Raw genomic sequence first — 14297 nt, forward strand, 5'->3', positions numbered from 1 at the left:
GCGCGATATTTGCGACCAGTCGAAGCGTTATGCCGCTTTTCTGTCCTGCGCGAACCGCTTGTAGAACTGCTGGTTCTTGTCGGCCATGTCGCGCAGCAGATCGGGCGTCTTGAACCGCTCGCCGAACTGTTCCGTCAACTGATCGCACCGCTCGGCGGCATAAGGCGCGCCGATGATGTCGAGCCAGCTGAACGGGCCACCGGACCAAGGGGCGAAGCCCCAGCCGAGGATTGCGCCGACATCGCCCTCGCGGATGTCTTCCAACACGCCCTCTTCCAATGCGCGGACGGCTTCGAGCACTTGCGCAAACAGCAGACGGTGCTGCACGTCGATCAGATCGGGCTGGTCATCGGCCACGGCGTATTTGTCGCCCAGACCGTCCCACAAGCCCTGCCGCTTGCCTTTGTCGTCGTAGGCATAGAAGCCGGAGTTTGACTTGCGGCCCAGGCGCCCCTCGTCGAACATCCAAAACAGGACCTCGTCCACTTCGTCGTTCGGGTAGTCATCGCCCATCGCGGCCTTCGTGGCCTTGGCGATTTTCACGCCAAGGTCGATGGAGGTCTCATCCGTCAGTTGCAGCGGACCCAGAGGCATCCCCACCAGTTTGGCTGCGTTTTCGATCAGCGCGGGGGCCACGCCCTCGCGGACCATGCGGATGCCTTCGTTGATGTAGGGGATGATGCAGCGGTTGGCGTAGAAGAACCGTTCATCATTCACCACGATCGGCGTCTTGCGGATCTGCCGCACGAAGTCGAGCGATTTGGCGACGGCCACGTCGCCGGTCTCCGCGCCCTTGATGATCTCGACCAACATCATCTTGTCCACGGGGCTGAAGAAGTGGATACCGATGAATTTGGCCGGGTCGTTGGACGCTTTCGCCAGTTCGGTGATCGGCAGGGTCGAGGTATTGGTGGCAAAGATCGCGTCGGGGCAGGCGTCCTGCACCTGCTTGGTGACGTCTGCCTTGACGCCTACGTCCTCGAACACCGCCTCGACGATCAGGTCGCAGTCTTTCAACGCATCATAGTCCGTGGTGGCATTGATCAGACCCAGCACGGCATCCTTCTTCTCGGGCGTCGCCTTCTTGCGGGAGATTCCCTTGTCCATGTAGTCGGCGGTGTAGGATTTGCCTTTGTCGGCCGCGTCCTGCTTGGCGTCGATCAGCACAACCTTGATGCCAGCCAGTGCGGACACCAGCGCGATGCCCGCGCCCATCATGCCCGCACCGATCACGCCGACCTGTTTCACTTTCTGGTCGGCCACGTCTGGGCGGTTGGCCCCTTTTTCCAGCGCCTCTTTGTTGATGAACAGGCTGCGGATCATGGCGGAGGATGACGGATTCATCAGCACTTGCGTGAAATAGCGCGCCTCGATCTTCAGCGCCGTATCGAAGGGCACCAGCGCGCCCTCATAGACCGCCGACAGCAGCGCCTTCGCGGCGGGATATGCGCCCTGCGTCTTGCCGTTCACCATCGCGGATGCCCCCACGAAGGTCATAAACCCGGCGGGGTGGTAGGGTGCGCCGCCGGGCATCTTGTAGCCCTTTTCGTCCCATGGCTTCACGATCTTGGGGTCGGACAGGACCCACTCTTTTGCCTTGGCCAGCAACTCATCGGCGGGCACCACCTCGTCCACCACACCGGCGGCGAGCGCCTTTTTCGGATCGTTCAGCTTGCCCTCCAGCAGCAGTGGCGATGCCGCCATCGCCCCCAGCTTGCGCACAAGACGGGTCGTACCGCCTGCACCGGGGAAGATGCCGACCATGATTTCCGGCAGGCCGATCTTGGCCTTGGGATTGTCGGCGGCAAAGATGCGGTGACAGGCCAGTGGCACTTCCAGACCGATCCCAAGCGCCGTGCCGGGCAGGGCGGCGGCGACAGGCTTGCCGCCCTTGTTGGTCTTGGCGTCCATGCCCGCGCGTTCGATCTTGCGCAGGGCGTGGTGGCCGTTCATCGTGAACTCGAACAGGCCCTTGGCCGGGTCGTCGGCGTATTCCTCGCGGATCGCGGCCAGCACGTTCAGGTCCATCCCACCGGCGAAGCTGTCCTTGCCCGATGTGATGACGATGCCCTTGACTCTATCGTCGTTGAGCGCCTGATCGAACAGATCGTTGAGCACCGCCATGCTGTCGCGGCTCATCACGTTCATGGATTTGTCTTTCACGTCCCATGTGATGACACCCACACCGTCTGCGTCGATTTCAAGTGTAAAATCAGCCATTTTTCGTGTTCCTTATACGCGTTCGATGATCGTGGCCGCACCCATGCCGGATGCGATGCAAAGCGTGGCAAGGCCGGTGCCTTTGCCCGTCCGCTCCAGCTCGTCCAGCAGCGTGCCGATTATGATGGCACCGGTGGCACCCAGCGGGTGGCCCATCGCGATGGAGCCGCCGTTGACGTTGACCAGTCCCGGGTCCACGTCGAACCGTTGCATGAAGCGCAGGACGACTGACGCAAACGCCTCGTTCACCTCGAACAGGTCGATATCGGAGATGCTCATGCCGCTGTCCGCCATGATCTTTTCGGTGACGGGCACGGGGCCTGTCAGCATGATCGTGGGGTCGGTGCCGATCTTCGCGGTGGCGCGGATGCGCGCACGGGGTTTCAGGCCATTCGCCTCACCCCATTCCTTCGATCCCAGCAGCAATCCGGCGGAACCGTCCACGATACCCGACGAGTTGCCCGCGTGGTGGATGTGGTTGATCTTTTCCAGATGCGGATATTTCATCAGCGCGACCTTGTCGAAGCCGGGCATCACTTCGCCCATCGCCTGAAACGCGGGGTTCAGCGATCCCAGCGCCTGCATGTCGGTGCCGGGGCGCATGTATTCGTCGTGATCGAGGATGGTCAGGCCGTTCTGGTCCTTCACGACGACGATGGATTTGTCGAAGCGCTTGTCATCCCAGGCGGCGGCGGCGCGTTTCTGGGATTCCATGGCAAGCTGGTCGGCCTCGTCACGAGTGAACCCGTATTCGGTGGCGATGATGTCGGCGGAAATGCCCTGCGGTACGAAGTATGTCTCCATCGCAATCGACGGATCGACGGCGATTGCGGCACCGTCGCTGCCCATGGCCACGCGGCCCATCATTTCCACGCCACCGGCGATATAGGCCCCGCCCGCACCGCCCTTGATCTGGTTGGCGGCAAGGTTCACGGCCTCCATGCCGGACGCGCAAAAGCGGTTGATCGCCAGACCGGGGATCGACTGGTCGAGGTCGGAGGCCAGCACAGCCGTCCGCGCAAGGCAGCCGCCCTGTTCGCCGACCTGCGTCACATTGCCCCAGATCACGTCCTCGACGGCGTGGCCTTCCAGATTATTGCGCTCTTTCAGCGCGTTCAGCACACCGGCCGACAGGCGGGCGGATGTCACTTCGTGCAGGGCGCCGTCCTTGCGGCCCTTACCGCGCGGCGTGCGGACGGCGTCGTAGATATAGGCTTCGGTCATTCTTTCCTCCGGGGGGTATTCAGGCACGGTCGGCAGGCGAGCCGGGCATCAGGTCATAGGGGTGTTTCCAGCCGGGCTGATCCGCGATCGCGGTCAGCCAGCGGTCGATATGCGGATAATCGGCGCGGTCGAAGGTGAAGGGCTCGTCGTAGAACAGATATCCCGCGACCGCGATGTCGGCGATGGTGATGTCGTCGGCGGCGAGCCACGCACGATCGGCCAGTTGCGCCTCCACGATCTTCAGCGCCGAGCCAAGCCGCATCGCCATGAAGGCGTTGACGTCGGCGTTTTGCTTGTCGGCGGGCAGAAAGTTCATGTTGAACCGCAGCGGCCCGGCGACGCCAGAGACCTTGTGGTTGTCGAAGAACATCCAGCGCAGGACCTCGCGCCGCTCGGCGGCGGATTTGCCGCCCAGCTTGCCGGTCTTGGAGCTGATGTAATCCTGAATGACCCCCGACTGTGTCAGGACGGTATCGCCATCCTCCAGCACCGGCACCTCGCCCATGATCGACAGGGTGCGGAACTCCGGCGTGCGCGTGGCCCCGCCGAAGAAATCGACGAAAACCGGCTCCCAACTTTCACCGGCGAGGGTCAGGGTCAGCGCCGCCTTGTAGGCGTTCCCGCTTTCGCCGAAGCAATGCAGTTTCATGGTCATGGCCGTGTTCCTTCGATTGCGGTGATGTTGAGTATCGTATCGAGCGCGAGCCAGCCGCGCGTCATGTCGTAGTTGACCGTCATCGGGCACCACCGGTCACGGCAGGGGCGATCCCATTCCGAGAAGCCGCGCAGCAGCGGCTCTCCCAGCGTTTCGGGGCGCCCGGCCTGCACCAATGCAAATTCGAACGGCAGCCAGCGCGCCAGATAGGCAGACATCGCCCCCTGCGACAGGTCCGGCACATCGCCACGAATATTCCATTCCAGACGGCAGTCGGTGCCGCTTGGCTTGGGGCTCAACCGGATGGTGGGGTGGCCGTCGGTTTCATCCGCGTCGATATCGCCTGTCGGGGACAGGATGATGGGACCGTCGAGCGATCCGGTATCGGTGCCCATCAGATAGTCCGCGTCGGGGTAGGCGGCAAACCCGTCGGGCAGGGCGGCATCCAGCGTCGCACCCGCCTCCAGTGTCAGACAGGTGTTGCGGAACATGCGCGAGACCAGAAGCACTCCCAGTTCATCGGGGGCCGGGTCTTTCGATGTGCCGACCCTGGCCGGGTCCAGATCGTCGTATGTGCCGGCGGCGGCGAACATCTCCAGCGCGCGGGGCGCATCGGCGATCCCCTGCGCCTGCGCGGACAGCGGCATCGAAAGAAGCGACAGGAGGAGCGGTAAGCGGATCATTTCTTGCGGTCCTCCAGTTCGGCGTTGAAGATGCGCAGCCGGTGGCCGAACGTGTCTTCGTCCAGGATGCTGTCGAAGTTCTCGAACAGGAACGACAGCGCCTCGCCTTCGTCCAGCCCGGCCTCGCGTGAAAACCGTTTCAGGCGGCGATACCCGTCTTCCGTCATGGCGACGGGAAAACGGCGGGTCAGGCGAAGGCGTTTGGGCATTGTGTCACTTTCCGGCGAAGGGTGGGGCTTGCACCCCACCTTGCCCTTAGAAGCTGGATGCTTCCAGTGCCATCACCGTATCGGCACCGGTGTTGATCCGCGCCAGATGCATCGCCGTCGCGGGCAGTTGCCGCGCCATGTAGTAGCGCCCGGTCGCGATCTTCGTCTCATAGAAGTCACGGTCCGACGCGCCACCCTCCAGCGCCTCTATGGATGCCTTGGCCATGCGCGACCACATCAGGCCCATGCAGACATGGCCCATCATGTGCATGAAGTCATAGGACCCCGCGAGTGCGTTGTTGGGGTTCTTCATGCCGTTCTGCATGAAATACATCCCCGCCGCCTGCAGGTCTTTCGACGCCGCCTTCAGCGGATCAAGGAAACTGGCCTTCAGATCGGCGTCGCCGTCGTTCTCCTTGATGAACGTCTTGATCATTTCGAAGAACGCCATGACATGCTTGCCGCCGTCCTGTCCCAGCTTGCGACCGACGAGATCGAGCGCCTGGATACCGTTGGCCCCTTCGTAGATCATGGCGATGCGCGCGTCGCGGGCGAACTGGGACATGCCCCATTCCTCGATATAGCCGTGGCCGCCATAGACCTGCTGCGCGGCAGTGGCGAATTCAAAACCCTTGTCGGTCTGGAAACCCTTGATCACCGGTGTGAGCAGCGAGATCAGCCCGTCGGCATCGTCGTCGCCGTTCTTGTGTGCTCGGTCGATCAGATAGGCTCCCCAGAGCGTCAGCGCGCGCGCGCCTTCGACGAAGGATTTCTGGTCCATCAGATTGCGGCGAATATCGGGGTGCACGATCAGCGGATCGGCGGGTTTGTCGGGGTGCTCTGCCCCGGTAACCGCACGGCCCTGCAGACGATCATTGGCGTATGCCACGGCGTTCTGGTAGGCAGCCTCGGCCTGCGCATAGCCTTGCAGCCCCACGCCCAGACGCGCCTCGTTCATCATGGTGAACATGGCGCGCATGCCCTTGTGCTCTGTCCCGACAAGGTAGCCGGTCGCCTCGTCGTAGTTCATCACGCAGGTCGAATTGCCGTGGATGCCCATTTTCTCCTCGACCTTGCCGCAGGACACGCCGTTGCGCGCGCCGAGCGACCCATCGTCGTTGACCATGAACTTGGGCACGATGAACAGCGACACACCCTTGATCCCTTCCGGGCCACCGGGAATCTTCGCCAGAACGAGGTGGATGATGTTGTCGGCCATGTCGTGTTCACCGGCAGAGATGAAAATCTTCTGCCCGGAGATTTTATAGCTGCCGTCGTCCTGTGGCTCCGCCTTGGTGCGCATCAGCCCCAGATCGGTGCCGCAATGCGGCTCGGTCAGGTTCATGGTGCCGGTCCATTCGCAACTCACCATCTTGGGCAGATACTTTTCCTTCTGCGCCTCGGACCCGTGGGCGTAGATCGCGGAATAGGCCCCGTGCGTCAGGCCCTGATACATATTGAACGCCATGTTGGCCGATACCATCGGTTCCTGCGCCGCGGTGTGCATGACGTAGGGAAGACCCTGACCGCCATAGGCCTCGTCACAGTCCATGCCTGTCCAGCCACCTTCGCGCACGGCCTCGAACGCCGCCTTGAAGCCGGTGGGTGTGCGCACGACGCCGTTTTCCAGAATGCAGCCCTCGGTGTCGCCCACCTGGTTGAGCGGCGCCAGCACCTCGGAGGCGACCTTGCCGGCCTCTTCCAGCACCGCACCGGTGAAATCGCGGTCAAGGTCCGCGAACCCGGGGATATCCTGCTCGCTGACTTTCAGCAGATCGTGCAGGACGAATTGAAGGTCCTTTGTCGGGGCGATGAAACTTGGCATTCGGGTCTCCGTCTAAAGTGGCGTTGGCGCGGTGGCTCAGGCTGCCGCGTCTGTTTGTTTGGCCAGCTCCTTGAGGCGTGCAGCACCCCAGGCCATCTGGTCTTTCAGTTCCGCAATCGCCTCTTCCAACTCGGCCTTCTGGGCCTCCATGTCGGCAAGGTGGCTTTTTGCGAGTTCATAGCTTTGCGACAACTGGGTCTGCTGGCTGTCGTCCATGTGATAGAGGTCAAGCAGCTGGCGGATCTCCTCTAGCGAGAAGCCGAACCGCTTGCCGCGCAGGATCAGCTTCAGCCGCGCACGGTCACGCTTGGTGAAAAGGCGCTTCTGTCCCTCACGGATCGGGAACAGCAGTTCCTTGGCCTCGTAGAACCGCAGGGTGCGGGGCGTCACGTCGAACGCGGCGCACATCTCACGGATGGTCATGGTGTCGGTCGTCATCTCGTTCTCCTCAGATGCAGGTGTGGCGTGACCTGCACGTGCAAAGACTGCGCCCTTCTTACAAGCATAGGTGACGTTAACGTAAACGGAACGTGGCGTCATTTTTGGCTTGACGAAAGGTCAGCAAAGGTGACGTGGCGGCAGGCGCAATTTTCTAAGAGGGAAGACGCGCGGGGTTTTCCCCGTCACCGTAGGAATCATGGGGTTTGCGACGGCGGTCAGCGTTGGCGGGTTGCTTCCGGGATGTCGCAAATTTTATCCAAACTGTCGCAAAGGTCACCCGTGGGTTACCTCTCGCATCACGTGGCTTATCCGAGTGTCGCGCTTGTTTCGTCGCGCAGGCGCTTGAGTTCCGCCATCGTCTCGTCAAGCTGGCGGCGCTGTTCTTCCAGTTCGACCATCTGCCGGTCGGCGAGTTCGATCCATTGCTTCATCTGCGCCTGCGTGCCCTCGCGCTCGTAGATCAGCAGCCACTGGCGAATATCCTCCAGAGCGAATCCGAACCGCCGCCCGCGCAGGATCAGCGTCATCCGCGCCAGTTCGCGCGGACCATAGAACCGCGACCGGCCCTCGCGCTCCGGCGACAGCAGTTCGATGTATTCGTAATAGCGCAGCGTGCGCGGCGTCACATCGAATCTGGCGCACATTTCCTTGAATGTCAGGCGCTCTTCGGCCATCGGCAGTCTCCCTTGCGATCAGCCTAGCGCGAAGTCGAAAACGGGGCAACGGGCGCTGTCGCGTGGCATCGTTGTGGCACATTCCGGTTGCATCGCCTTGCCAGTCCGGCAAACCTGCCCGTAACAATCAGGAGTCCCGATGTCCGAAGACCAGACCGCCCGCAACGCGCGCCAGTTCATCGAAGCGATCCCTCATTGCAAGGCGCTGGGCATGGTTCTTGAAAGCGTGGGCGACGGCAAAGCCGAGATCGCCATGCCCTACGACATCCGTTTCGTTGGCGACCCGGAAACCGGTGTGATCCACGGCGGCGCGGTGTCGGCACTGATGGATACCTGTGGCGGTGCGGCGGTGATGAGCCATCCGGGCGCGGGGCTGTCTACGGCGACGCTCGATCTGCGGATCGACTACATGCGACCGGCCAAGCCCGGCGACAGGATCACCGCGCAGGCACATTGTTATCACGTCACGCGGTCCGTGGCGTTCGTGCGGGCCGTGGCGCTCGACAGCGATACGGATCGCCCGGTCGCCGCTGCGACCGGCGCGTTTACCATCAGCGGAAGGCGCGGCGCATGAAAAAGCCCGAACCTGTGCAGGTGATCAAGCAACGCCGCGATCAGGCGCTGGAGCAGCTCGTCGCCGGTGTCCCCTACATCCAGTTTCTGGGCGTGCGGTTCGACCGGCGCGGGGACGAGTTGACGGCGGTGCTGCCCTATCAGGACATGCTGATCGGCAACCCGATGCTGCCCGCGCTGCACGGCGGGGTGACGGCGGCGTTTATGGAAACGGCGGCGATCATCGAACTCAGCTGGGCGATGCTTTGGGACCGGATGGAGCAGGGTGATGCGCCGACAGGCAAACCGCTGTTTCCCAAGACGATAGATTTCACCGTCGATTACCTCCGCTCCGGCCTGCCGCGCGATGCCTATGCGCGGGCGCGGGTGAACCGGTCCGGGCGGCGCTATGCATCGGTTCATGTGGAGGCGTGGCAGGACAACCGCGACCGGTTGTTCGCGCAGGCCACTGGCCATTTCCTGATGCCGCAGCGCGATGGCTGACACCGGCCTGAAGGCGGCGCTGACCCACCGGCGCGTACTGCATATTTCGGTGCCGATCGTCCTGTCGAACGCGACCGTGCCGATCCTCGGCGTAGTGGATACCGGCGTGGTCGGCCAGTTGGGCGAGGCGGCCCCGATCGGCGCGGTCGGCATCGGCGCGATCATCCTGACGGCGTTCTACTGGATTTTCGGGTTCCTGCGCATGGGCACCGCCGGGCTGACGGCACAGGCCGAAGGCGCGGGAGACGCGGGCGAGGTCGCGGCGATGCTGTCGCGCGCGCTGCTGATCGGATTCGCCGCCGGGGCCTGCATGATCGCGGGACAGGTCGCGCTGTTCTGGGGCGCGTTTCAGGTCTCGCCCGCCAGCGCGGAGGTCGAGGCGCTCGCCCGCGATTACATGCAGATCCGCATCTGGTCCGCGCCCGCCACCATCGGGCTTTATGGCATCACCGGTTGGCTGATCGCATTGGAACGCACCCGCGCGGTGCTGGCGATCCAGGTGTTGATGAACGGCGTGAACATCGTGCTCGATCTGGTGTTCGTGCTGCAATTCGACATGGGCGTCGCGGGCGTGGGTTTTGCGACGTTCTTGGCCGAGTGGGGCGGTCTGGCGCTGGGGCTGTGGCTGTGCCGCGATGCGTTCGGCGGCACGGCATGGCACGACTGGCCGCGGGTGTTCGACCGGATCAGGCTGAAGCGGATGGCGATCGTGAACACCGATATAATGATCCGTTCGGTGCTGTTGCAGGCGATTTTCGTCAGCTTCCTGTTCTGGGGTGCGGACTTCGGCGATGTGAACCTCGCCGCCAATCAGATCCTGATGCAGTTCCTGTTCGTCACGTCCTACGCGATGGACGGTTTCGCCTTTGCGGCAGAGGCGCTGGTGGGGCAGGCGCTTGGGGCGCGCAACGCCGGTGCGTTGCGCCGCGCGGCGGTCATGACAGGCATGTGGGGGTTCGGCATCTGTGCCTTTCTGGCGCTGGTCTTTGCGCTGACCGGCGGTACGGTGATCGACATCATGACGACCGCGCCGGAGGTGCGCGTCGCGACACGCGATTTTCTGCCCTACATGGTCGCGGCCCCGATCGTGGGCTGTGCGGCATGGATGTTCGATGGCATCTACATCGGGGCCACGCGCACGCCCGACATGCGCAACATGATGATCGTGTCGGCGGTGATCTATTTCGCCAGCGTGCTGCCGTTGATGGCACTGTTCGGCAACCATGGGCTTTGGCTGGGCCTGTTGGTCAGTTTTATCGTGCGTGGGATCACACTTGGCTGGAAGTATCCGGGGCTGGAGGCCGAAGCGCGACGCTAGGTCCAGTGCGCGCGGCCTGTGCCGACCGCATCGGCGACGGTGGCAAACCCGTCGCGGGCCAGTAATTTGTCGAGGCCCTGCGCGATGTCCGACGCCAGCGAGATTCCGCCATAGACGAGCGCAGTGTAAAGCTGCACAGCAGAGGCCCCGGCGCGGATTTTCTGATAGGCCTGTTCGGCACTGCCCACGCCACCCACGCCGATGATCGGCAGATCGGTGAGTGTGGAGAGATGTGCCAGCACCCGCGTCGATTTTTCGAACAGCGGCTGCCCGGACAGGCCACCTGCCTCTCCCTTATACAGGCTGGTCAGCCCGTCACGTGAAAGCGTGGTGTTGGTCGCGATGATGCCCGCGATCCCGGCGGTATCCGCCACCTCGGCCACGTCGGCGATTTCACCCTCGTTCAGGTCCGGCGCGATTTTCAGAAAGATCGGGATGCCTGAATCATTCGCCGCCATGACTCCGGCCAGCAGCGCCGACAGCGCCGCCTTGCCCTGCAGATCGCGCAGTTTTTCGGTGTTGGGGGACGACACGTTGACCGTCGCGAAGTCCAGATGCGCGCCGCAACGGCGCAGCACGGTTGCGAAATCGCCCGCGCGGTCGGCGCTGTCCTTGTTGGCCCCCAGATTGAGGCCGATCACGCCGCCGGGGCGCTGTGCCAGCCGCTTTGCTGCCGCCTCCATCCCGTCGTTGTTGAAGCCGAAACGATTGATCGCGGCGCGATCCTCGGTCAGGCGGAACAGGCGCGGTTTCGGGTTGCCGGGTTGGGCGCGCGGGGTGATAGCACCGACCTCCAGAAAGCCGAAGCCGGTGCGCGACAACGGATGCAGCGCGGTGGCGTTCTTGTCGAAACCTGCGGCGAGGCCCACGGGATTGGGCATATCGAGGCCCGCGATTGTGGTTTTCAAACGTGGCGAGGTGACAGGCGCGCCACGTGGACCGAGACCCGCTTGTAAGGCTTTCAGGGCAAGACCATGTGCGGTTTCGGGATCAATCCGCCGCAGCGCAGCCAGTCCCAACGATTCTAACGCGCGCATCAGAGCGCGGGAAACTGGTGCACGCCGTCCACGATTGGCAGCGGTTTGTGCCAGACGGCATCGTCCAGCGTCAGTTCGCGGAACAGATGGGGGAATGCGGCACCGCCGCGCGATACCTCCCATTTCAAGCCCTCCAGACCGTCCGCCTCGACCGCGACGAGGACCAGGCCGTCGGCATCGGCGAAATAGAGTTCCGCCGTTTTCGCGACGGTATCGGCCCCGGAAAAGTGTATGAACCCGTCGGCCACGTCGATGGGCGCGCCGGTCGTGGTGCCGTCGGCCTGCAGTTGCGCCCATTCGGACGCGCGGAATATTTTGTAGATCAACATGGATTGCGTGTGCCGCGTGTCGCCCGTTGGGTCAAGCGCCGGACCTGTCGTAATTTCGATACGTGCGGACGTTACGGAAACCCGCGCAGGGAGCGTTTGACTCTGTGACGCGGCGTTGCCACTCTGACGCGATAATCCAACTTTGGGGGACTACAAAAATGATTTCACGTATTCTGACCTCGACCTGCGCGCTTGCGCTGACGGCGGGAACGGCGGCAGCCGACTATACGCTGCATGTGATCCACATCAACGACCTGCACAGCCGCGTGGAACCGATCAGCCGCTTCGATTCGACCTGCGGCGCCGAAGACAACGCAGCCGGCGAATGCTTTGGCGGGTATGCGCGTGTCGTCACCAAGATCAACGAACTTCGGGACGAGCTGGCCGGTGAGAACGTCGTGCTGCTGGACGCGGGCGACCAGTATCAGGGCAGCCTGATGTACACGACCTACAAAGGTGAAGTCGAAGCCGAGTTCATGGAAGCCATCGGCTTTGACGCGATGGCCGTGGGCAACCACGAATTCGACGACGGCGATCAGGGCCTGCGCGATTTGACGGACCGCGTGTCGTTCCCCGTCATTTCGGGCAACATCGACGTATCGCAGTCCAACATTCTGGCCGGGCAGGTGGATAACCACACCGTGCTCGAGGTCGGCGGCAAGAAAATCGGCATCATCTCGGCACTGGCCGTGGATACGGTCGAGACCTCCAGCCCGTCGGACGCCGTGATTTTCACCGACGAGGTCGAAAGCCTGCAGGCCGATGTCGATGCGCTGACGGCGGAAGGTGTCGACATCATCATCGCGCTGACCCATGTCGGTGTGAACAGGGACATGGAAATCGCCGAAGCGGTTGACGGTGTGGATGCCGTGGTCGGTGGGCACTCCCACACGCTATTCTCCAACACCGAAGAGGGGGCGATGGCCTACCCGACGATGGTGGGTGATGTGCCGGTGGTGTCGGCCTATGCCTATTCCAAGTACGTGGGTCACCTTGAGCTGACCTTTGACGACGAAGGCAATGTGACTGCAGCCACGGGCGACACGATTCTGCTGGATGCAAGCGTTGCCGAGGACGAGGCGACGGTCGCCCGTATCGCGGAACTTGCCGGGCCGATCGAAGAGATGAAGACCCGGGTGATCGGCTCTGCCGCCGAGGCGATCGAGGGCAACCGCGATGTCTGCCGCGCGATGGAATGTTCGGGTGGCAACCTTGTGGCCGACGCCATGCTGGCCCGCGTGGCCGACCAGGGCATCGACCTGGCCATCGCCAATGCGGGGGGCATCCGTGCCTCCATCGACGCGGGCGAGGTCACGATGGGCGAAGTGCTGACCGTGCTGCCGTTCCAGAACACGCTGTCCACCTTCGAGGTGACGGGTGCCGACATTATGGCTGCGCTTGAAAACGGCGTGAGCCAGATCGAGGATGGCGCGGGCCGGTTCCCGCAGGTGGCGGGTATGACCTTTACGGTCGATCCCGCGGCCGAGCCCGGTTCACGGGTCAGCGATGTGATGGTCGCGGGTCAGCCGCTGGACATGGAGGCGACCTATGGTGCGGTCTCCAACAACTACGTCCGCAACGGTGGCGACGGCTATTCCATGTTCGAGGATGCGGCGAACGCCTATGACTTCGGTCCCGATCTGGCCGACGTCGTGGCAGAGTATCTGGCCGAAAACGCAGACTACCAGCCCTATACCGACGGTCGTATCATGATGAAGTAAACCTCGCGCGGGTTTGCCGAAGAGGCGCGTCGCGGGCACCCTGCGGCGCGTCTTGCATTGAGCGGGATGTGATTTTCAAAGCGACAGGTGCCGGGGGGGGGAGGACGCAGCATGTGTGGACGCATGGCGTTTACGTTGCCGCACGATGCGATGGTGCAGTTGTTCCGGGCCAGCGGTGCGGGTCTGATCGCACCGGTCACCGATTGAACTCTATTGCAGCGGCGGTGTGCCGTAGACCGCGTAGCCCAGGTTGCCACTGCTGCGCGTAGTGGGGTTGCCGCCGTTGTAGAACTGGGGTTTGCCGATGGTGCGGGCGATCCCGGACGAGAATGTCACACCGTCGAGTTCTCCCGTCGCGACCCAACCCGTGAAATAGAGATACCCGTGGGGCGGAATGTTGATCGGGATTCTGATCGATTCATCGGTCATGTTGACAAAGTTCACGACATCCCCGGCCGCGAGGTGGATCGTGGTGGGGAAATAACCGTCGTCATACACGTACATATTGTGAATTTCGGCAACCGCAGGTGTCGCTGCCGCGGTGAGCAGACCGGCGACGCAGGCGGATTTGACGGCAGGGGTCAGACGGAACATGGGCAGTCTCACTTTCAAACAATCGGTCCTGGCCCGCGTTTCCGATTCGCGCAAACGAAACGGATTCGGACCTTCGAGCGGGGTGATACATGGTGAATCGGGCAAAGATGTGACGCCCGCACAGGGACGCAAGCCCGTGCAGTTTGCTTGACGGCCCTGCGCGCTTGGCCTAGGACCACATCTGCTGCTGGCGGGCGTTGTGTAATGGTAAGACCTCAGCCTTCCAAGCTGATGATACGGGTTCGATTCCCGTCGCCCGCTCCAGCCGCGATTTCCTGTCAGTGAGATTGACTGCGACCTGCGGTCCGCTT

15 protein-coding genes and 1 tRNA gene are annotated in these 14297 nt (G+C 62.9%); 5 read left to right on the top strand and 11 right to left on the bottom strand.

Features of this window, described 5'->3' with window-relative positions:
• Nucleotides 1–27: 27 nt before the first annotated feature.
• From AC04PH_RS15380 to AC04PH_RS15415, 8 genes are all read right to left on the bottom strand, one after another.
• The gene (locus AC04PH_RS15380; RefSeq protein WP_483066702.1) at nt 28–2220 is read right to left on the bottom strand and encodes a 3-hydroxyacyl-CoA dehydrogenase NAD-binding domain-containing protein; all 2193 of its coding nucleotides are present in this window, start codon (nt 2218–2220) and stop codon (nt 28–30) included.
• A gap of 12 nt (nt 2221–2232) precedes the next feature.
• The gene (locus AC04PH_RS15385) at nt 2233–3444 is read right to left on the bottom strand and encodes an acetyl-CoA C-acetyltransferase (RefSeq protein WP_483066703.1); all 1212 of its coding nucleotides are present in this window, start codon (nt 3442–3444) and stop codon (nt 2233–2235) included.
• 19 nt (nt 3445–3463) lie between these two features.
• A complete protein-coding gene (locus AC04PH_RS15390; RefSeq protein WP_483066704.1) occupies nt 3464–4099 on the bottom strand; it encodes a glutathione S-transferase family protein in 636 nt (211 codons plus the stop codon).
• Nucleotides 4096–4782: a hypothetical protein gene (locus AC04PH_RS15395; protein WP_483066705.1), complete on the bottom strand. Its 687-nt coding sequence runs from the start codon at nt 4780–4782 to the stop codon at nt 4096–4098. Before AC04PH_RS15395 ends, AC04PH_RS15390 begins: the two co-directional genes overlap by 4 nt.
• Nucleotides 4779–4991 carry a hypothetical protein gene (locus AC04PH_RS15400; protein WP_483066706.1) on the bottom strand — a complete coding sequence of 71 codons (213 nt, stop codon included), beginning with the start codon at nt 4989–4991 and terminating at the stop codon, nt 4779–4781. The genes AC04PH_RS15395 and AC04PH_RS15400 overlap by 4 nt, the downstream gene beginning before the upstream one ends.
• 46 nt (nt 4992–5037) lie before the next feature.
• Nucleotides 5038–6816 carry an acyl-CoA dehydrogenase C-terminal domain-containing protein gene (locus AC04PH_RS15405; protein WP_483066707.1) on the bottom strand — a complete coding sequence of 593 codons (1779 nt, stop codon included), beginning with the start codon at nt 6814–6816 and terminating at the stop codon, nt 5038–5040.
• A 36-nt stretch (nt 6817–6852) separates the two neighbouring features.
• Nucleotides 6853–7254, bottom strand: a complete 402-nt coding sequence (locus AC04PH_RS15410; protein ID WP_483066708.1) for a MerR family transcriptional regulator — start codon at nt 7252–7254, stop codon at nt 6853–6855.
• Nucleotides 7255–7562: 308 nt separating this feature from the next.
• Nucleotides 7563–7931, bottom strand: coding sequence for a MerR family transcriptional regulator (locus AC04PH_RS15415; protein ID WP_483066709.1), 369 nt, complete (start codon nt 7929–7931; stop codon nt 7563–7565).
• Nucleotides 7932–8070: 139 nt separating this feature from the next.
• Here AC04PH_RS15415 and AC04PH_RS15420 point away from each other — a divergent pair, with 139 nt between their 5' ends.
• The 3 genes from AC04PH_RS15420 to AC04PH_RS15430 are packed head-to-tail and all read left to right on the top strand — an operon-like array spanning nt 8071 to nt 10305.
• Nucleotides 8071–8505 carry a PaaI family thioesterase gene (locus tag AC04PH_RS15420; RefSeq protein WP_483066710.1) on the top strand — a complete coding sequence of 145 codons (435 nt, stop codon included), beginning with the start codon at nt 8071–8073 and terminating at the stop codon, nt 8503–8505.
• Nucleotides 8502–8987, top strand: coding sequence for a PaaI family thioesterase (locus AC04PH_RS15425; protein WP_483066711.1), 486 nt, complete (start codon nt 8502–8504; stop codon nt 8985–8987). Before AC04PH_RS15420 ends, AC04PH_RS15425 begins: the two co-directional genes overlap by 4 nt.
• Nucleotides 8980–10305, top strand: coding sequence for an MATE family efflux transporter (locus AC04PH_RS15430; RefSeq protein WP_483066712.1), 1326 nt, complete (start codon nt 8980–8982; stop codon nt 10303–10305). The genes AC04PH_RS15425 and AC04PH_RS15430 overlap by 8 nt, the downstream gene beginning before the upstream one ends.
• Here AC04PH_RS15430 and AC04PH_RS15435 read toward each other — a convergent pair.
• Both AC04PH_RS15435 and AC04PH_RS15440 read right to left on the bottom strand, forming a co-directional pair.
• A complete protein-coding gene (locus AC04PH_RS15435; protein WP_483066713.1) occupies nt 10302–11342 on the bottom strand; it encodes a quinone-dependent dihydroorotate dehydrogenase in 1041 nt (346 codons plus the stop codon). The two genes, AC04PH_RS15430 and AC04PH_RS15435, sit on opposite strands and share 4 nt — an antisense overlap.
• Nucleotides 11342–11671 carry a DUF952 domain-containing protein gene (locus AC04PH_RS15440; protein ID WP_483066714.1) on the bottom strand — a complete coding sequence of 110 codons (330 nt, stop codon included), beginning with the start codon at nt 11669–11671 and terminating at the stop codon, nt 11342–11344. Before AC04PH_RS15440 ends, AC04PH_RS15435 begins: the two co-directional genes overlap by 1 nt.
• 158 nt (nt 11672–11829) lie before the next feature.
• Between AC04PH_RS15440 and AC04PH_RS15445 the strand changes: the two genes are divergently transcribed.
• Complete coding sequence (locus tag AC04PH_RS15445) at nt 11830–13392, top strand: bifunctional metallophosphatase/5'-nucleotidase (protein ID WP_483066715.1); 1563 nt, start codon at nt 11830–11832, stop codon at nt 13390–13392.
• Between the two features lie 210 nt (nt 13393–13602).
• On the opposite strand, the gene AC04PH_RS15450 is transcribed toward AC04PH_RS15445, so the two are convergent.
• Nucleotides 13603–13986: a hypothetical protein gene (locus AC04PH_RS15450; RefSeq protein WP_483066716.1), complete on the bottom strand. Its 384-nt coding sequence runs from the start codon at nt 13984–13986 to the stop codon at nt 13603–13605.
• 190 nt (nt 13987–14176) lie between these two features.
• On the opposite strand from AC04PH_RS15450, the gene AC04PH_RS15455 reads away from it, so the two are divergent.
• A tRNA-Gly gene (locus AC04PH_RS15455) sits at nt 14177–14250 on the top strand.
• Nucleotides 14251–14297: the final 47 nt, after the last annotated feature.

The organism is Yoonia sp. KMU-150 (assembly GCF_056858355.1).